The organism is Streptomyces sp. NPDC046939 (assembly GCF_040644575.1).
Classification (GTDB): Bacteria; Actinomycetota; Actinomycetes; order Streptomycetales; family Streptomycetaceae; genus Streptomyces.
This window is the reverse complement of the sequence record NZ_JBEYWV010000029.1, coordinates 88,512-107,509: the sequence shown is the minus strand read 5'-3', so window position 1 is coordinate 107,509 and position 18,998 is coordinate 88,512. Positions and strand designations below refer to the sequence as shown.

The following is an 18,998-nucleotide window of genomic DNA, read 5'->3' as shown; positions in this document are numbered from 1 at the left end:
CCGTACCATTCATAAGGTTGAAGTCAGGGCGACACCCCAAAGACGTGGGACGTCCTGGTCGCCGCCCGTCCCCGAGCCACCCACTCAGGACTCGCCTTGCCCTCTTCATCCGGCTCCCCCACCGGCCCTCCCGTCCCGACCTCGTGGCGGCTCGCGCTGCCCCACACGGCCGCCGCCGTGCCGGTGGCGCGCGCCCTGGTCCGTACCGCGCTCGCCGAGATCGACGCACCGGCGACCGATACGGACACCGCCGAGCTGCTCACGGCGGAGCTGGTGGCGAACGCGGTGGAGCACACGACCGGGGAAACCCCGATCGAGCTGGTGGTCGAGCTCCTGGAGACCTGTTGTCAGGTCGAGGTGCACGACCCGGACCCGTCGCCGCCCACGGATCTCACCAATCCGGACGACGCCGAGATGCCCGACCCGTGGCAGGAGCACGGCCGCGGCCTGCTCCTCATCCGTACGCTGAGCGCGTCGTGCGGGCACCGCCCCACCGCGTCCGGCAAGGCGGTCTGGTTCACGCTCCCCGCGATCCCGCGCCAGCGCCGGGCTTCGGAGCAGTAGCCGGTCCCGTGGCGCCGAGCCGCGAGTGCCGACGGCCGTAGAACGCGTAGACGAGCGCTCCGACCACGAGGAAGACCGCGAACTGGACCCATGTCGTCCAGCCGGTCCCCCAGATCAGATACAGGCACATCGCCACGCCGAGGACCGGGCTGAGCGGGTAGAGCGGCACCCGGAACGAGCGCGTCAGGCCGGGGTGCGAGCGGCGCAGGGCGACCACGGCCACGTTGACGACGGCCATGGTGGCAAGCGTGCCGATGGTGGTCAGGTCGACCACGGCGTCCAGCGACGAGAACGCCGCCGGGACCGCGAAGACGAGCGCGACGATCCATGTGTTGGCGACCGGCGTCGCCGTCCTCGGGGAGACCCGCTCGAAGATCCGCGGGATCAGCCCGTCCCGCGCCATCGACAGCAGGATGCGCGTCTGCCCGTACATCACCGCGAGGACGACGGACGCGATGGCGACGACCGCGCCGAACGCGATGATGCCGCCGCCGACGGCCGAGTCGGTCACCTGGTTGACGACGAGGGAGAGCGCGGCGGGCTTGTCCCCGACGGCGTCCGCGCCGAGCGCGCCGATGGCCGCCACGGCGACCGCGCAGTACAGCAGCGTGACGACGCCGATGCAGATCAGGATGGCTACGGGGATGTTCCGCCGCGGGTTCTTGACCTCCTCGCCGGCCGTGGTGATCGCGTCGAAGCCGATGTACGAGAAGAAGGCGAGGGAGGCGCCCGAGGTGATGCCGCCGACGCCGGCCGACATGAACGGGGTCAGATGGCCCGCCTTGAACGCGCTGAATCCGATAGCGCAGAACGCGACCAGAATGCCGATCTTGAGGATCGCCATGGCCGCGGTGGCCCGCGCGCTCTCGCGCACGCCGCGCACCAGGAGCGTCGCGGCCATCACGATGACGAGCACGGCGGGCAGGTTGATCACGCCGCCGTCAGCGGGTCCGGCCGACAGGGCGTCCGGCAGGCGCCAGCCGATCAGGCTGTGCAGCAGCTCGTTGAGGTACTGGCTCCAGCCGACGGCGACGGCCGAGACCGACACCCCGTACTCCAGGAGCAGACACCAGCCGACGAGGAACGCGACGCGCTCCCCGAGGCTCGCGTAGGCGAACGAGTACGAGGACCCGGAGACCGGGATCGCACTGCCCAGCTCCGCGAAGGAGAACGCCGTGAAGACGCAGGTGAGCGCGGCCAGCACGAACGAGACGAGGACGGCGGGCCCGGCCTCGGCGACCGTGTCGGAGAGGCCGACGAAGATCCCGGTGCCGACGATCGCGCCGACCCCGAAGCACACGAGCTGGAAGAGCCCCATGGTGCGCTTGAGGCCGTGCCCCTCCAGATCGGCGCCGGACTCGGCGAGGAGGGACTCGGGTGACTTGATGCGCAGGCCGGTGGGGGACGGCGACGGCGACATGGGGTGGTGCTCTTTTCTTGTCGTGCGGTGCGCGGCGGGGGTGGGCCGCGGGGCCGGTGGGGCCGGGGAGGGTGGTCCCGCCCACCAGTGTGGTGGTTCGTCCCGTGATGCTCGGGTTCCCGGCTACTTCCGGCCGAGCGTGGCGACCATGACGGCCTTGATCGTGTGCATCCGGTTCTCCGCCTCGTCGAAGACGACGGAGTGCGCCGACTCGAAGACCTCGTCGGTGACCTCCAGGGACTCCAGGCCGTACTTGGCGTGGATCTCGCGGCCGACCTTGGTGCCGAGGTCGTGGAAGGCGGGCAGGCAGTGCATGAACTTCACGTCCGGGTTGCCGGTCGCGCGCAGCACGTCCATGGTCACCGCATACGGCGTGAGGGACTTGATGCGCTCGTCCCACACCTCCTCCGGCTCCCCCATCGACACCCAGACGTCCGTGAGGACGAAGTCGGCGCCGACGACGCCCTCCTCGACCGACTCGGTGAGCGTGATCCGGGCGCCGCTGGCGGCGGCCAGCTCACGCGCCTGCGCCACGATCGGCTCGGCCGGCCAGTACGACTTCGGCGCGACGATCCGTACGTCCATGCCGAGCAGGGCGCCGGTGACGAGGTAGGAGTTGCCCATGTTGAACCGGGCGTCGCCGAGGTAGGCGAAGACGATGTCGGTGAGCGGCTTGTCGCTGTGCTCGGTCATGGTGAGCACGTCGGCGAGCATCTGCGTCGGGTGCCAGTCGTCGGTCAGCCCGTTGTAGACGGGGACGCCGGAGTGGGCGGCGAGCGTCTCGACGGTCTCCTGCGCGTCACCGCGGAACTCGATGGCGTCGAACAACCGGCCGAGCACCCGCGCCGTGTCCTTGCTCGACTCCTTCTTGCCTATGTGCGAACCGGAGGGGTCGAGATACGTCGTGGCGGCCCCCTGGTCGGCGGCGGCCACCTCGAAGGAGCAGCGGGTGCGCGTCGAGGACTTCTCGAAGATCAGCGCGATGTTCTTCCCGCGCAGGTACTGCTGTTCGGCGCCCGCCTTCTTGGCGGCCTTCAGCTCGGCGGCGAGCTCGACCAGAGCGCGGAACTCCTCGGCGGTGAAGTCCACCTCCTTGAGGAAGTGGCGGCCGGCGAGGTCGGGACGCTGGTCAGTCGCCATGGGGGCGCTCCTGGAGTACGACGGGTGAAGCGAATGATGGACGGATGGAAGTATATACGACCATCCGCAATTCTATACGCTCTCCCGCTCGACGGGGCAGCTCATGCAGCGCGGGCCGCCGCGGCCCCGGCCCAGTTCGCTGCCGGGGATCTCGATCACCTCGATGCCCTGCTTGCGCAGATACGTGTTGGTGGTCGCGTTCCGCTCGTAGGCGACGACGACGCCCGGCTCCACGGCCAGGACGTTGCACCCGTCGTCCCACTGCTCCCGCTCGGCGGCGTGCACATCCTGGCTCGCGCTCAGGACCCGGATCGAGTCGAGCCCGAGCGCGGCGGCGATGGCGCGGTGCATGTGCTCCGGCGGATGGTCGGTGACCTTCAGCTCACGCGCCGAGCTGCCCGGCTCGATGGTGTACGAGCGCAACATGCCGAGCCCCGCGTACTGCGTGAACGTGTCGCCGTCCACCATCGTCATCACGGTGTCCAGGTGCATCAGCGCCCGCCGCTTCGGCAGATCGAGGGCGACGATGGTCCGCGCGGAGCCCGCCGCGAACAGCTTGTGGGCGAGCATCTCGACGGCCTGGGGCGTCGTCCGCTCGCTCATCCCGATGAGCACGGCGCCCTGCCCGATGACGAGCACGTCACCGCCCTCGATGGTGCTCGGGTAGTCGGCCTGCCCCTCCGACCACACGTGGAAGCTCTCGTCGCGGAAGAGCGGGTGGTGGCGGTAGATGGCCTCGAAGTGCACGGTCTCGCGCTGGCGGGCCGGCCACCGCATGGCGTTGATCGACACGCCGTCGTAGATCCAGGCGGACGTGTCGCGGGTGAAGAGGTGGTTGGGCAGCGGCCCGAGCAGGAAGTCGTCGAGGTCCATGACATGGAACCGCACGGAGGTCGGCTCGGCGTGCCGCTCCAGGAACTCCCGCTTCGTCATCCCCCCGATCAGCGCCTCGGCCAGCTCCTCCGCGCTCATCGTCTCGAAGGCGGCCCGGAGCGCGCCGGTGGCGAGCGGCCCGTACTCCTTCTCGTCGAAGACCCGGTCCAGGACGAGCCGCCGGGCGGCGTCCGACTCCAGCGTCTCGGTGAGCAGATCGCCGAAGAGGTGCACGACGACCCCGCGGTCCCGCAGCACATCGGCGAACCCGTCATGCTCCTGCCGCGCCCGCCGCACCCAGAGCACGTCGTCGAAGAGGAGCTGGTCCTTGTTGCTCGGCGTGAGCCGCTTCAGCTCCAGATCAGGCCGATGCAATATGACGCGGCGCAGCCGCCCGGCCTCGGAGTCGACGTGAAATCCCATGCGCTCATCTTTGCCCCAGAAGGGCCGAGTACAACGACATGGCGCCCAGCGGGTGCCCCAAAAGGGGCGCGGGGAACAACATGCCGGCCACGGGAAGCCCCGAAAGGGGCGCGGGGAACTGCGCGCCCAGCCACGACGAACTCGCACCCGCGACGGCGAGCGGGCGCCCCAAAGGGGCGCGGGGAACGGCGCGAGCCAGCCACGACGCGGCCGCACCGCACCACCCCCGGGCCGGGCGCCGAGCCCCTGTCACAGCCGAGGATCAACCGGCTCGGACTCAAGCGCCAGCACCCCGAACACAGCCTCATGCACCCGCCACAACGGCTCCCCCTCCCCCAGCCGCTCAAGCGCCTCGAGCCCCAGCCCGTACTCCCGCACCGCGAGCGACCGCTTGTGCCCGAGGAACCGCTGCCGAAGCCGCGCCAGATTCTCGGGCCGCGTGTACTCGGGCCCGTAGATGATCCGCAGGTACTCCCGCCCCCGGCACTTCACGCCGGGCTGCACGAGCCGCCCCTTGCCGTCCCTGACCAGCGCCCCGACCGGCTTGACGACCATGCCCTCGCCTCCGCGCCCGGTCATCTCCAGCCACCAGTCGACCCCGCCCCGCACGGACTCCGCGTCCCCCGTGTCGACGTACAGCCGCCGCGTGGTCCGCAGCAGCCCGCTCGCATCGTGCTCGACCATCCGGTCGATGAGCGCGAGCTGCCGGTCGTGCGGCACCCCGGCCATCGACCGCCCCCGCACCGCGAGGACCTGGAACGGCGCGAGCCGTACCCCTTCGAGCCCGTCGGTGCTCCAGCAGTACCGCCGGTACGCGTCGGTGAACGCGGCGGCGTCGGACGCCCGCGCCCGCTGCCGCGTGAGCAGCCCGGCGACGTCGACCCCGCGCGCGGCGGCCGTCTCCAGCGCGCCGAGCGCGGCCGGGAACACGGCCCCGGAGGCCGCACCGACCGCGGCGTACTGCGAGCGCAGCAGCCCGGACGCCTTGAGCGACCAGGGCATCAGTTCGGCGTCCAGGAGTATCCAGTCAGTGTCGAGCTCGTCCCAGAGCCCGGCGGCCCCGACCGCGTCCCGCACCCGCCCGAGCACTTCCTCCGTGGTCTCACGACTGTCGAAGAAGGGCCGCCCGGTACGGGTGTACAGCGACCCGGTGACCCCTTCCTCCTCCACCCCGAACCGAGCCCGCGCGGCGTCCGCGTCCTTGCAGACCAGCACGACGGCCCGTGACCCCATGTGCTTCTCCTCGCACACGACGCGCTCGACCCCGTCGGCCGCGTACTGCGCGAACGCCTCCGCCGGGTGCTCCAGATAGCCGGGCACCTCGGACGTCGCGGTCGGCGCCATGGTCGGCGGCAGGTACGGCACGAGACGCGGGTCGACCGCGAACCGGCTCATCACTTCGAGCGCCGCCGCCGCGTTCTCCTCCCGTACGGTGACCCGGCCGGTGTGCCGGGTCTCGACGGTGCGGCGGCCGTGCACGTCGGCGAGGTCGAGCGGCCGGCCCTCGTGCCCGCCGGGCGCCTCGGTGGCGAGCGGCCGGGCCGGCTCGTACCAGACGCGCTCGGCGGGCACCTCGACGAGCTCCCGCTCGGGCCAGCGCAGCGCGGTCAGCTTGCCACCGAACACGGCACCCGTGTCCAGGCAGATGGTGTTGTTGAGCCACGTGGCGTTCGGCACCGGCGTGTGCCCGTAGACGACGGCGGCCTTGCCCCGGTAGTCCTCGGCCCACGGGTAGCGCACGGGCAGCCCGAACTCGTCGGTCTCCCCGGTCGTGTCCCCGTACAGCGCGTGCGAACGCACCCGGCCCGAGGTCCGCCCGTGGTACTTCTCGGGCAGCCCGGCGTGGCACACGACGAGCTTTCCGCCGTCGAGGACGTAGTGGGAGACGAGGCCGCGCACGAACTCCCGCACCTCGGCGCGGAACTCCTCGCTCTCCGCCTCCAACTGCTCGACGGTCTCGGCGAGCCCGTGCGTGTGCTGCACGGTGCGGCCCGAGAGCCAGCGCCCGAGCTTGTTCTCGTGGTTGCCGGGCACGCACAGCGCGGTCCCGGCCTTCACCATGCCCATGACGCGGCGCAGCACGCCGGGCGTGTCGGGCCCGCGGTCGACGAGGTCGCCGACGAACACGGCGGTACGCCCCTCGGGGTGCGCCCCGTCCACGTACCCCAACTTGCCCAGCAGCGTCTCCAGTTCGCTCGCGCATCCGTGGATGTCGCCGACGATGTCGAACGGTCCGGTGAGGTGCCGCAGGTCGTTGAACCGCTTCTCGCGCACGACCCGCGCACTCTCGACCTCGGCGACCCCGCGCAGCACATGCACCTTGCGGAACCCCTCGCGCTCCAGGTGGCGCAGCGAGCGCCGCAGTTCGCGGGTGTGCCGGGAGATGACGTGGCGCGGCATGTCGGCACGGTCGGTGCGGGCGGCGTTGCGCGCGGCGCACACGTCCTCGGGGACGTCGAGGACGATGGCGATGGGCAGCACGTCGTGCTTCCGCGCCAGTTCGACGAGCTGGCGGCGGCCGTCCTGCTGGACGTTGGTCGCGTCGACGACGGTGAGCCGCCCGGCGGCGAGCCGCTTGCCCGCGATGTAGTGCAGCACGTCGAACGCGTCCCGGCTCGCGCTCTGGTCGTTCTCGTCGTCCGCGACCAGGCCGCGGCAGAAGTCGCTGGAGATGACCTCGGTCGGCGCGAAGTGCGTCCGCGCGAACGTGGACTTGCCCGAGCCGGACGCGCCGACCAGCACGACGAGGGAGAGGTCGGTGACGGCGAGCGTCCGCGCGCCGCTCGCTCCGGTGTCGGTGTGGTTGCTGTCACTGCCACTGCCACTGCTGGCGCTCATGCTGCTGCCTCCTTCTTCTTCGTCGTCGTGCTGTGGTCGTCGGCCAGGCTGAACACGGCCATCTGCGTGGGCGGCCCCACCTCGGGGTCGTCGGGCCCGACGGGCACGTACCGCACCCGGTATCCGTGCCGCCCGGCGACGCGCTCCGCCCAGTCGCGGAACTCCGCCCGCGTCCACTCGAACCGGTGGTCGCCGTGGCGGACGTGCCCGGCGGGCAGCGACTCCCAGCGCACGTTGTACTCGACGTTCGGCGTGGTCACGAGGACGGTACGGGGCCGCGCCGAACCGAACACCGCGTACTCGAGCGCGGGCAGCCGGGGAAGGTCCAGGTGTTCGATCACCTCGCTCAGCACCGCCGCGTCGTACCCCTTGAGCCGCTTGTCCGTATAGGCGAGCGACCCCTGGAACAACTGCAGGCGCGCGGCCTGCCGCTCCCCCAGCCGGTCCAGCTTCAGCCGCCGGGCGGCGAGCGTGAGCGCCCGTACGGACACGTCGACGCCCACGATCTCGCTGAACCGCACGTCCTTGAACAGCGCCTGCACCAACTGGCCCTGCCCGCACCCGAGGTCGAGGACGCGCGTCGCCCCGGCCGCGTGCAGCTCGGCGATGATCGCCTCACGCCGCAGCACCGCCAGCGCGACGGGCCGCTCCTCGGTGTCGCTCTGCTCGTCGTCGGCGTCGACCGCGTTGTCTATGGCCTCGACCACCGTGTCGTCCGCGTCCGCGAGCCGCACCAGTTCGAGCCGCTCCATGGCCTGCCGCGTCAGCGACCAGCGCCGCGACAGATACCGGCTGGTGATCAACTTCTGCTCGGGGTGCTCCGCCAGCCACCCCTCACCCGCCCGCAACAACTTGTCGACCTCGTCCGCCGACACCCAGTAGTGCTTCGCATCGTCGAGCACCGGCAGCAGCACGTACAGATGGCGCAACGCCTCCGCCAGCCGCACCTCCCCCACCAGCACGAGCCGTACGTACCGCGACGCCCCCCACTCCGGGAAGTTCTCGTCCAGCGGCACCGCCTCGGCCTCGACCGCCCACCCGAGCGGCTCGAACAGCTTCCGTACGAGGTCGGGCCCGCCCCGCGCGGGCAGCGCGGGCACCTCCACGCGCAGCGGCAGAGCCTCCCGCGCCCGCTCGGGGCGCGCCTTGCACACCCCGCGCAACGCGCTGGAGAACACACTGCTCACCGCCACCGCCAGCAGCGACGACGCCGCGTACGGCCGGTCGTTCACGTACTGCGCCAGCGCCGCGTCCGGAGCACCGCCCCGGCCCTTCCCCTTGCCGCGCCTGACCAGCGCCACCTGATCGACCTCAAGGAGCAGCGCGGCCGTGCACCGCTCCACGCTCGCCTCCGGGTAGAAGACGTGCGCGGTGCCGTAGGAGGTCGAGAACGCCTGCGCGCTCTCGGGATGCTTGTGCAGCAGAAACCCGAGGTCGGTCGCGGGGCGCTCCGGAGTGCCGGTGGTACTGATCGTCAAGAACACACACCCGAGTCTCCCGCGCCAACCGCTCCGCGGGCCAGCGAGTTTCCCTGGTGAAGGGGGCGGATACGGGTTCGGGGTGAGCGCGGGGCGGGGCAGCGCGGGGTTGGTGGGTGGCGTGGGGGCGGGGCAGCGCGGGTGGGCCGGGGGCGCGGGGCGGGACAGCGCCGGGTGAGCGGGTGGCGCGGGGCGGGGCAGCGCCGGGTGAGCCAGGTAGCGCATGGCGGGACAGCGCCGGGTGGGCGGCGCGGCCGGGCCGGGTGGGGGCGGCGGTGAGGGCGTGCTCCTTCCGTGCCGTCCCGTCCCGGTCCGCTCCTACCCTGCTAGAGCTGTGTCTGTACCTGTGACGCGATCAGTTCCAAGTGGTCCAGGTCGGCCAGGTCCAGGACCTGGAGGTAGACACGCTCGGAGCCGATCGCCGCGTAGCGGCCCAGTTTGTCGACCACCTCCGCGGGCGAACCCGCGAGCCCGTTCACCTTCAGCTCCTCGACGTCGCGGCCGATCTTCTCGGCCCTGCGCTTGACCTCCTCGTCGTCCTTGCCGACACACACCACCAGCGCGTTGGAGTACACCAGGTCGCCGCTCGCCCGCCCGGCCTGCTCGGCGGCGGCCCGGACGCGGCCGAACTGCCGCTCGCTGTCCTCGATCGAGGCGAACGGGATGTTGAACTCGTCCGCGTACTGTCCCGCGAGCCGGGGCGTACGCGTCGCCCCGTGTCCGCCGATCAGCACCGGCACCTTCGTCTGCGCGGGCTTGGGCAGCGCCGGGGAGTCGGTGAGCTGGTAGTACGTGCCGTCGTAGGTGAACGTGGAGCCGACCTCGGTGGCCCACAGCCCGGTGATGATCGCCAGTTGTTCCTCGAGGCGGGCGAACTTCTCCTTCGGGAAGGGGATGCCGTACGCCTTGTGCTCCTCCTCGAACCAGCCGCTGCCGAGGCCGAGTTCGACGCGGCCGCCCGACATCTGGTCGACCTGCGCCACCTGGATCGCGAGGACACCCGGCAGCCGGAACGTGCCGGCGGTCATCAGCGTGCCGAGCCGGATCCGCTTGGTCTCCCGGGCGAGACCGGCCAGCGTGATCCAGGCGTCCGTCGGGCCCGGCAGCCCGTCGGACGTACCCATACGCAGGTAGTGGTCCGACCGGAAGAAGGCGTCGAAGCCGAGGTCCTCCGTCGCCTTGGCCACGGTCAGAAGAGTGTCGTAGGTGGCCCCTTGCTGGGGCTCGGTGAAGATTCGAAGATCCATACCTCCATCCTGCACGGTGCAGCGCGTCGTGGTGGGGACCGTCGCGCGGCTCCTTCGGGTGGTCCGGTGCCCGCCGCCCCTCGGGCCGCTGTCCCCTCAGGCCGCTGTCCCCTCAGGCCGCCGAGTCCGAGCCCGGCGCCGACTCCTTCCTGCTCGGGCGGCTGTCCCACTCAGGGAGCCGGCGCAGTATCTCCAGCGCCCGGTCCCGGGACTCGTCCGCCGCGTCGATCGCCTCCATGCACTGCCAGTAGGCCCCCTCCTCGAACGACGCGCTCGCCACCGCGACGAGCGCGATGCCGACGTCGCCGAGCAGTGCGCCGAGGCCGCTCAACGCCTCGTACACATCGCCCAGTTCGGTCATCTGCGCGGCGCGGATACCGCCCGCGCCCACCACCGGTATCACCGAGCCGCCGCTGCCGCGCGTTCCCGCCTCGGTCAGCGCCCGCGCGTCACCCCGTAACTCGGGTGGTCCGAGCAGCGCGAGGCGACTGCCTATCGCTTGTGCCAACGCCTGTGCCTGCCATGCCTCCCTCATGATGTCCGGCGCGTCCTGGCTCGTCGCCAGGGCCCGTCGGCCGACCCCGATGAGCCGCACCGCATCCATCCGTGTCCCCGTCCCGTCCCGCGTCCCGCTCTCCCTGTTTCACTACCCAGAGTGAGGGCCTCCGAGTCGAAAAGCCAGAGGTCGCCCGAAATCTGTGGACACGGAGTCCCCTGTGGATATTTCTATGACTCCGGAGAGTGACGGTCGTTCGCGTGTGCACCGGGTACGGGGAAGCGGGTCTCGTTGCGGTCGATCTTCGCGGAGAGCGCCGCGAGCGGGTCGACGCCGAGGGTCTCGCAGAGCTGGAGGAGGTAGGCGAGGACGTCGGCGATCTCGTCCTCGACGCGGTGGGCCGACTCCGGGTCGTCCATGACGCGCGCCGACTGCTCGGGGGTGAGCCACTGGAAGATCTCGACCAGTTCGGACGCCTCCACGCTCAACGCCGCGACCAGGTTCTTCGGCGTGTGGAAGCGTTCCCAGTCCCGGGCGGCGGCGAAGCGGGCGAGCCTGGTCTGCAACGCCCGCACATCGATCTTTTCTGTCACGCCTTCAGGTCTACCACCGTGGCGCCCCGCCCCCTGGCCTCCTGCGCGGCGGGGCTGTTCTCCCCCGTCGCCGCGACGAGGCGGATGTGGCCGCGGGCGCACATGCGGGTGGCCAGCGCGACGAGTTGGGCGCACTGGGCGGGGTCGAGGGCGCGGTCGAGATTGTCCGCGAGAACGGTGAGGCTCTGATACGCCTCGGGCACCTCGGCCGCCGTGTCGACCTCGAGCACGCGGGGTCCGGTGAGCAGGACGAGGGCGAGCGCCAGGTAGCGCAGCTCGCCGTCCCCGAGCCGCTCGACCGGGCTGAGCGATCCGTCGCCGCGGTCGATGACGGCCCGTACGGCGCCCCCGGGGGTGGGTTCGGCGAGGACGTCCGCGACCGGTCCGGCGAGGCCCTCGCGGGCCGTGGCGACGAGGAGGGAGTGCCGGGTCGCGCACTCCGTGCGAGTGCGGCGCAGTACGGTCGCGAGGTTGTCGCAGCCGCCGAGCAGCCGGTCGGCGCGGCTCCTGGCCGGGGCGCGCATCCGGGCGGGCACCGGGTCGCAGGGGAACACCGAACGCAGTCCGACCACGACCTGTTCGGCCGCCGCGAGGACCTGGCGCTGGCCCTCCGTGCGGCCGGCGACACGCAACGGGAGCAGAGCGGTGCCGAGGAAGTCGTCGGGGAGCGGGCCTCGGGTGACGGGCACGGACCCGGCGGTGTGCCAGGCGGCCTGGACGTCGCGGCGGCCGGGGTCGCGCAGCGCCGTCTCCAGGTAGCGGACGTCGGGGCCGGTGAGGCGCTCGCCGACGATGCGGAGTTCGGGTTCGGCCTGGACGGCGAGGTCGAGGTGGACGGGGCCGACCGGTCCGTCGATCGTGCAGCCGATGCGGAAGCCCCGGCGCTGCTGGGCGTCGGGCTTGGCGCGTTCGGGGACGTAGCGGCGGGGTTCGGGGAAGACGTCGGCGAGGCAAGCGCCGCCGCCGAGTCGGGCGAGTGCTCCGAGGGCGCGCAGGGCGCTGGACTTGCCGCTGCCGCTGGGGCCGGTCAGCACGGTGAAGGGGCCGAGGGGCAGGGTGGCGGCGCGATGGCGGCCGAAGGCGGAGAGCCGCAGTTCGGTGACGCGGGGGCGGTTCGTGGACGAGTCCGGGGACGGGGCCTGGGGCGTCGGGGGCGTGCCCCGGTGGAGCACTGTCATGCGGTGAAAGTAGGGGGTCCAGGTGCGGAGAATCGTTCATCCTCCCGGACCTTCCTACGATCGGGGGACTATGCCTCTCGGGCTTGCCGCCGCCCGGTTCACGGCGACCACCGCGGGACGGCAGCCCCGCGGTGGTGGCGATGGCGTTCTGCGGTGGTGTCCCGTGAAGGCACTTCGTTGCCCGTCACCGGGTCAGGAGAGGGCGCCCGCTCCCGCCACCAGTCCCTGTACCTCGGTGCCGGGAGGCGCGAGGAGGAACACGTTGCGGTCGACGCGGTGCATGCCGCAGCCCAGGCCCATGACGACGCCGCTGCTGAAGTCCAGGACGCGCTTGGCCACGTCGGTCTCGGCGCCGGAGAGGTCGAGCAGGACCGGGATGCCGGACATCACGGTCTCGGCGACCTCGCGCGCGTCACCGAAGACGTTGACCCGCAGGACGACGAAGCGGCGGCGCGGTTCGGTCTCGCGTTCGGGGATCGCCCGGTGGCCGACCGCCGACGGCCATTCGTTGCGGCTGCGCAGCGGTACGACCTGGGCGAGCCCTTCCCACTGTTCGTCGGTGACGTCGTGGCCGTTCACTGCCCCCACCCCGTCCGGGCTCGCACTGTTGTCTGCACCGAACAATTCTTACGCCATGTCACCCGTTCAGCCCAACACCGACACGGACCGGAGTCCCGCGCCGTCCTACGCGGCCAGGGCGACGGCCTCCACCGCCGGCACCCGTACGCCCCGGCGGGCGGTGACCAGGCTGGTCACCAGCGTGGCGGCGGCGGCAAGGGCCACCACGGCGAGCCAGATGCCGAGGCCGTGGCCGGGCAGCACGGCGTCGGTGCGCACGACGGTGAAGGGGACCAGGCCGGCGAGCGCGGCGAGTGTGCCGAAGAACACTCCGGTGACGGTCAGGACGACGCCCTCGGCCGCGACGGTCGCCAGGACCTGGGCGGGGGTGGCGCCGGCCAGGCGCTGCTGGCCGAATTCGCGTACGCGGTAGGCCGTCGCCGCGTACAGGGTGTTGATCAACATGATGCAGGCGAAGACGACGATGATGCCGACCACGGTGAAGTTGAGCGTTTCCAGGTTCTTGTCCTCGATTGATTTGACCGACCCCGATGCCTTGATCGCGTCGTTCTCGACGGCCTGCATGTACAGCGTCGCCGTGGCCATGGCCGTGAAGAGGATCAACGGCACGAGCGTGCCGGACAGTTCGGACGCCTTGCGTCGCAGAGTGCGCACGGTCAGATAGCCGGTCGCCCCCGCGAGCGCCGTCAGGAGCGGCTCCGCCCGGCCGAGCACGGTGCGCAGCAGGTCCGGCGCGACCAAAGCGAAGCCGACGGAGAGCAGGATCGCGCCGTAGGCGGGGGGTGCCATCAGGGCCGCGTTCGTCGCCTTCATGGCGAACGTGGCGGACGCGGTGAGCGCTCCGGCGACGAGCGCCGCCCAGGTCGTGAACCTCCGCCCCCTGCCCGCCCTCCGCTTCTGCCCGGTGGCCCTCGCGGCCTTGGCGGCACGCCGCACCGCCAGGAAGGCCGCGCCCGCCGACGCGAGGAGCGAGACGCAGAAGCCGGACATGAGGGCGATCGGCCCGAAGGCGTGGTCGACCGGGCCGGCGACCTGGCCGCTGTCCTTGAACACGGAGAGCAGGACGGTGCCGCCGAGCATGGCGGGGCCGATGGCGAGGAGCGTGCCGACGAGCGCGACGGCCGTGGCCTCGCCAACGACCATGCGCGTGATCTGGGCTGGGGTGGCTCCGGTGGCGCGCAGCAGGTTGATCTCGTCCGTACGTTGACGGACGTTGACCGTCAGCGTCGAGGCGATCGCGAAGAAGACGAGGAGCGTGCCGTAGCCGCCGACGACGCTCGCTGCGGTCCGCAGGGTCTCCGCGCTGACCTTGTCGACGTCGTTCGCGCTCGCCGTGTCGTGCAGGGAGTTGAACGTCATGATGATGGCCGCGCCGAGGAACGCGGACAGGAGCGTCGCCAGGAAGCGTCCGGGGCGTCGGCGGACGGAGCGGGTGGCAAGGCCGAGCATGGTGAACACGGTTCACACCTCCTGGCGGGTGTCGTCGGTGCGGGTGTCGTCGCCGAGGTGGGCGAGGCGTTCGGCGATCTGGTCGGCGGTCGGGGCCCGCATCTGTCCGGCGAGCCGGCCGTCGGCGAGGAACTGGACGGAGTCCGCGTAGGACGCCGCGACCGGGTCGTGCGTCACCATGACCACCGTCCTGCCGTGCAGCCGCACCGCTTCCTGGAGCAGCCGCAGCACGTCGCGGGCGCTGCGCGTGTCCAGGGCCCCCGTCGGCTCGTCCGCGAAGACGACGGAGGGTTCGGTGACCAGGGCGCGGGCGATCGCGACGCGCTGGCGCTGGCCGCCGGAGAGCTGGTCGGGGGTGTGCCCGAGCCGGTCGCCGAGGCCGACGTCGGCGAGGATCCGCTCGGCCCGCGCGCGGTCGACGCGCCGCCCGGCGAGGCGGAGCGGCAGGACGGTGTTCTGCGCGACGGTGAGCGTGGGCAGCAGGTTGTACTGCTGGAAGACGAAGCCGACGCGGGTGCGGCGGAACCTGGTGAGCGCGGCCTCGCCGCGCGCCGGTCCGGGTCCGCCGGTCATCTCCTCACCGTCGACCACGACCAGGCCACTGTCGGGGCGGTCGAGCCCGGCCGCGCAGTGCAGCAGCGTCGACTTGCCCGACCCCGACGGCCCCATGACCGCCGTGAAGCTGCCGGTGGGCAGGGACAGGGTGATGTCGTCGAGCGCCTTGACCTGCGTGCCGTTCCCGGGCGCGCCGGGCCCGTCCCCGTCCCCTGGCGTCGCGCCGTATGTCTTGCTGACCCTGACCAGGCGGAGTGCCTCGCCTCGGCCGTACGCGGATGTCTGCCCGTGCTGTTGGCGGTGTCGCATGTCGCCGATCCCCTCGTCCGGCGCCCTGTGCGCCTCGCCTTCGACGCTAGGGACGACGGCCGCGCGGCACATGGGGTGTACGGCCCGGGCCAGGGGTGGTGTTACGTACACCTGGCACGTGCGGAGGCCCCCACCGGCCTGCGCTACAGGTGACCGCCCGAGCGGGCCAGCCAGCGGCCGGCGTGCCGTGTGACCTCGATGGGGCGGCCGAAGCAGGCCGTCATGCGCTCCGCCGTCAGGACCTCGTCGACCGGGCCGCGCGCGAGGACGCGGCCCTCGCGCAGGAGCAGCGCGTGGCTGATCGCCGGGGACAGCTCCTCCAGGTGGTGGGTGACGGTCACGGTCGCCAGCCCGGGCCTGTTGACCGCCAGTTGAGGCATCGTGTCGATGAGGTCCTCGCGCGAGGGCAGGTCGAGCGCGTTGAACGGTTCGTCGAGCAGGAGCAGCGCGGGGTCCGCCATGAGGGCGCGGGCGATGAGGACGCGGGCGCGCTGGCCGCCCGAGCAGACGCCGTAGGGGCGGTCGGCGAGCTCCTTGATCTGGAGCTCGGCGAGCAGGGCGTGGGCGCGCTCGCGCACCTCGTCGTCGTAGGACTTCCACAGCGGCTGGACGGTGCCGGTGTGGCCGGTGAGGACGACGGTGTGGCCGGGCAGGTCCTGGGGGACGCGCTGGGAGGTGGAGACGTGGCCGATGAGGGCGCGCAGCTCGCGGACGTCGACGCGGCCGAGCCGGTGGCCGAGGACCTCGACCGTGCCGGTGGTCGGGAAGGCGGTGGCGCCGACGAGGCGGAGGATGCTGGTCTTGCCCGCGCCGTTCGGGCCGAGCAGCGCCCAGTGCTCGCCGGAGCGGACGGTCCAGTCGATGCCGTCGAGGATGACCTGGCCGGTGGTGAGGCGGCGCAGGTCCACCCCGTCCAGGGCGGCGACGACACGGCCGCCGTTCCCGTCGGCCACCTGGTTGACCTGCTCGTCCGCCTCGTCCGTCCCGTTCATGGCGCCTCCCGCTCCTTCGCCTACCGAAGGCGAGACTAGCTGTACGTCACATTTATCCGCGCCCGCGTCCGAGTCGTGGACGGGCCGCCGCGCACGCCCCGGCCGGGAGTGACGCTCATGATGCTCGATCGGCGGTGGTCAACTCGCGCAGGGCCACGTTGAGTTCGAGGACGTTCACCCCCGGCTCCCCCATGAAGCCGAGCACCCGGCCCTCCGTGTGCTGCTCGACCAGTGCGCGGACCCGCGCCACGGGCAGGTGGTTGCGGTCCGCGACCCGGTGGGTCTGGAGGCGCGCGTAGGCCGGTGAGATGTGCGGGTCGAGGCCCGAGCCGGAGGAGGTGACGGCGTCGGGCGGGATCTGGGCGGCGCGCACCTTGTACGTGGACGTGGAGTTGTCCGCGATGACGGCGGCCCTGGCGTCCTTGATCTGCTTGATCAGGTCGGGGTTGGCGCCGGAGAGGTTGGTGGCGCCGGACAGGATCAATGTGTACTGGGTGTTGACGCTGTTCGTGCCGAGTCCGTTCGAGGGCCGGGGCTGGAACCAGCGGAGGTCGGGCTTGCCGTCCTTGGTGCGGTAGGTCTGGCCGATGAGGGACGAGCCGACGACCTTGCCGTCGGAGGTGATCTCGGAGCCGTTGGCCCGGTGCGGGAAGGCGGCCTGGGCGACGCCGGTCACGGCGAGCGGGTACAGGACGCCGCAGACGACGGTGAGGAGGAGCAGGGCGCGCAGGCCCGCGCCGAGGAGCCGGCCGGTGGCGCGGAGGGAGGTGTGCATAGCCGATCAGCCGATTCCGGGGATGAGGGAGAGGAGCAGGTCGATGAGTTTGATGCCGATGAAGGGGGCGATCAGGCCGCCGAGCCCGTAGACGGAGAGGTTGCGGCGCAGAAGCCGGTCCGCGCTGACGGGGCGGTACTGGACGCCCTTGAGGGCGAGCGGGACGAGCGCGACGATGATCAGCGCGTTGAAGACGACCGCGGAGAGGATCGCGGAGTCCGGGCTGGACAGGCGCATGATGTTGAGCTTGTCGAGGCCCGGGTAGACAGCGGCGAACAGGGCCGGGATGATCGCGAAGTACTTGGCGACGTCGTTGGCTATGGAGAAGGTCGTCAATGCGCCTCGTGTGATCAACAGTTGCTTGCCGATCTCGACGATCTCGATGAGCTTGGTCGGGTTCGAGTCGAGGTCGACCATGTTGCCGGCCTCCTTCGCGGCCGACGTGCCGGTGTTCATGGCGACACCGACGTCCGCCTGGGCGAGGGCCGGGGCGTCGTTGGTGCCGTCACCGGTCATCGCGACGAGCTTGCCGCCCGCCTGCTCCCGCTTGATCAGCGCCATCTTGTCCTCGGGCGTGGCCTCGGCGAGGAAGTCGTCGACGCCCGCCTCGTCCGCGATGGCCTTCGCCGTCAGTGGGTTGTCGCCCGTGATCATGACGGTTCTGATGCCCATGCGGCGCAGTTCGTCGAAGCGTTCCCGCATGCCGTCCTTGACGACGTCCTTGAGGTGGACGACGCCGAGGACGCGGGCGCCGTCGGCGTCGTCCACGGCGACGAGGAGCGGGGTGCCGCCCGCCTCGGAGATCGCCTTGACGAGCCGGTCGGCGTCCCCAGCGGCTCCGGACGCCCGGCCGCCCCGCGCCTCGACCCAGGCGGCGACCGATCCCGCCGCGCCCTTGCGGATCGCGCGGCCCTCGACGTCGACGCCCGACATCCGGGTCTGCGCGGTGAACTCGACCCATTCGGCGCCGGTCAGCTCGCCCTGCCCGCGCTCGCGCAGCCCGTACCTCTCCTTGGCGAGGACCACGATGGAGCGGCCTTCGGGGGTCTCATCGGCCAGGGACGACAGTTGCGCGGCGTCGGCGAGTTCGGCCTCGGTGACGCCCTCGACCGGGACGAACTCCGCCGCCCTGCGGTTGCCGAAGGTGATGGTGCCGGTCTTGTCCAGCAGCAGCGTGGACACGTCACCGGCGGCCTCGACGGCGCGCCCGGACAGGGCGAGGACATTGCGCTGCACGAGGCGGTCCATGCCCGCGATGCCGATGGCGGAGAGCAGGGCGCCGATCGTGGTCGGGATGAGGCAGACGAGCAGGGCCACGAGGACGACCATGTCGAGGTGCGCGCCCGCGTACTGCGCGAACGGCGGCAGTGTGGCCACGGCGAGCAGGAACACGATGGTCAGCGAGGCGAGCAGGATGTTGAGCGCGATCTCGTTCGGCGTCTTCTGCCGGGCGGCGCCCTCGACCAGGTTGATCATGCGGTCGATGAACGTCTCCCCGGGCTTCGTCGTGATCTTGATGACGACGCGGTCGGAGAGCACCTTCGTCCCGCCGGTGACGGCCGAGCGGTCGCCGCCGGACTCGCGGATGACGGGCGCGGACTCGCCGGTGATCGCGGACTCGTCCACGGAGGCGACGCCCTCGACGACGTCACCGTCGCCGGGCACGACATCGCCCGCCTCGCAGACCACGAGGTCACCGACGCGCAGCTCGGTGCCGGGCACCCGTTCCTCGGCCGTTCCGTTCAGCCTGCGCGCCACCGTGTCGGTCTTGGCCTTGCGCAGGGTGTCGGCCTGCGCCTTGCCGCGCCCCTCCGCGACGGCCTCGGCGAGGTTGGCGAAGATCACCGTCAGCCAGAGCCAGGCGCTGATGGTCCAGCCGAACCAGTCGGCGGGGTGCGTGAAGGAGAACGCCGTCGTCAGGACCGAGCCGACGAGGACCACGAACATCACCGGGGACTTGATCATCGTCCGCGGGTGCAGCTTGCGGCAGGCGTCGGGGAGCGACTTCAGGAGCTGGACCGGGTCGAAGAGACCGGCGCCGACCTTGCTGTCCGTCGCAGGGGTGGCGGTGTCCATGACGGCCACGGTT

Annotated in this window: 16 protein-coding genes; 1 reads left to right on the top strand and 15 read right to left on the bottom strand. The window is 71.7% G+C overall.

The window, feature by feature from the left end:
- Positions 1-96: 96 nt before the first annotated feature.
- Positions 97-564: an ATP-binding protein gene (locus tag ABZ877_RS28635; protein WP_361076544.1), complete on the top strand. Its 468-nt coding sequence runs from the start codon at positions 97-99 to the stop codon at positions 562-564.
- On the opposite strand, the gene ABZ877_RS28630 is transcribed toward ABZ877_RS28635, so the two are convergent.
- From ABZ877_RS28630 to kdpB, 15 genes are all read right to left on the bottom strand, one after another.
- Positions 518-1,984 carry an amino acid permease gene (locus ABZ877_RS28630; protein WP_361076541.1) on the bottom strand — a complete coding sequence of 489 codons (1,467 nt, stop codon included), beginning with the start codon at positions 1,982-1,984 and terminating at the stop codon, positions 518-520. The genes ABZ877_RS28635 and ABZ877_RS28630 overlap by 47 nt on opposite strands.
- A gap of 123 nt (positions 1,985-2,107) precedes the next feature.
- Positions 2,108-3,124: an ornithine carbamoyltransferase gene (gene argF, locus ABZ877_RS28625; RefSeq protein ID WP_361076538.1), complete on the bottom strand. Its 1,017-nt coding sequence runs from the start codon at positions 3,122-3,124 to the stop codon at positions 2,108-2,110.
- A 72-nt stretch (positions 3,125-3,196) separates the two neighbouring features.
- Complete coding sequence (locus tag ABZ877_RS28620) at positions 3,197-4,420, bottom strand: arginine deiminase (RefSeq protein ID WP_361076535.1); 1,224 nt, start codon at positions 4,418-4,420, stop codon at positions 3,197-3,199.
- Positions 4,421-4,669: 249 nt separating this feature from the next.
- Positions 4,670-7,258 (bottom strand): polynucleotide kinase-phosphatase, encoded by a 2,589-nt coding sequence (locus ABZ877_RS28615; protein ID WP_361076532.1) that lies wholly within the window; start codon positions 7,256-7,258, stop codon positions 4,670-4,672.
- The gene (locus tag ABZ877_RS28610) at positions 7,255-8,742 is read right to left on the bottom strand and encodes a 3' terminal RNA ribose 2'-O-methyltransferase Hen1 (RefSeq protein WP_361076529.1); all 1,488 of its coding nucleotides are present in this window, start codon (positions 8,740-8,742) and stop codon (positions 7,255-7,257) included. Before ABZ877_RS28610 ends, ABZ877_RS28615 begins: the two co-directional genes overlap by 4 nt.
- A 320-nt stretch (positions 8,743-9,062) precedes the next feature.
- Positions 9,063-9,983 carry an LLM class F420-dependent oxidoreductase gene (locus tag ABZ877_RS28605; RefSeq protein WP_361076527.1) on the bottom strand — a complete coding sequence of 307 codons (921 nt, stop codon included), beginning with the start codon at positions 9,981-9,983 and terminating at the stop codon, positions 9,063-9,065.
- Positions 9,984-10,095: 112 nt separating this feature from the next.
- Positions 10,096-10,587: a DUF6099 family protein gene (locus ABZ877_RS28600; protein ID WP_361076524.1), complete on the bottom strand. Its 492-nt coding sequence runs from the start codon at positions 10,585-10,587 to the stop codon at positions 10,096-10,098.
- Positions 10,588-10,709: 122 nt separating this feature from the next.
- Positions 10,710-11,072 (bottom strand): nucleotide pyrophosphohydrolase, encoded by a 363-nt coding sequence (locus ABZ877_RS28595; RefSeq protein WP_361076521.1) that lies wholly within the window; start codon positions 11,070-11,072, stop codon positions 10,710-10,712.
- Positions 11,069-12,250 (bottom strand): ATP-binding protein, encoded by a 1,182-nt coding sequence (locus ABZ877_RS28590; RefSeq protein ID WP_361076519.1) that lies wholly within the window; start codon positions 12,248-12,250, stop codon positions 11,069-11,071. Before ABZ877_RS28590 ends, ABZ877_RS28595 begins: the two co-directional genes overlap by 4 nt.
- 192 nt (positions 12,251-12,442) lie before the next feature.
- On the bottom strand, positions 12,443-12,829 hold the full coding sequence (locus ABZ877_RS28585; protein WP_361076516.1) for a cell division protein SepF: 387 nt from the start codon (positions 12,827-12,829) through the stop codon (positions 12,443-12,445).
- Between the two features lie 105 nt (positions 12,830-12,934).
- Positions 12,935-14,278 carry an FtsX-like permease family protein gene (locus ABZ877_RS28580; RefSeq protein WP_361076602.1) on the bottom strand — a complete coding sequence of 448 codons (1,344 nt, stop codon included), beginning with the start codon at positions 14,276-14,278 and terminating at the stop codon, positions 12,935-12,937.
- Positions 14,279-14,290: 12 nt separating this feature from the next.
- A complete protein-coding gene (locus ABZ877_RS28575; RefSeq protein WP_361076513.1) occupies positions 14,291-15,142 on the bottom strand; it encodes an ABC transporter ATP-binding protein in 852 nt (283 codons plus the stop codon).
- Between the two features lie 143 nt (positions 15,143-15,285).
- Positions 15,286-16,134: an ATP-binding cassette domain-containing protein gene (locus ABZ877_RS28570; protein WP_361076510.1), complete on the bottom strand. Its 849-nt coding sequence runs from the start codon at positions 16,132-16,134 to the stop codon at positions 15,286-15,288.
- A gap of 115 nt (positions 16,135-16,249) precedes the next feature.
- Positions 16,250-16,909: a potassium-transporting ATPase subunit C gene (locus ABZ877_RS28565; RefSeq protein ID WP_361076507.1), complete on the bottom strand. Its 660-nt coding sequence runs from the start codon at positions 16,907-16,909 to the stop codon at positions 16,250-16,252.
- A 6-nt stretch (positions 16,910-16,915) separates the two neighbouring features.
- On the bottom strand, positions 16,916-18,985 hold the full coding sequence (gene kdpB, locus ABZ877_RS28560) for a potassium-transporting ATPase subunit KdpB (RefSeq protein ID WP_361076599.1): 2,070 nt from the start codon (positions 18,983-18,985) through the stop codon (positions 16,916-16,918).
- Positions 18,986-18,998: the final 13 nt, after the last annotated feature.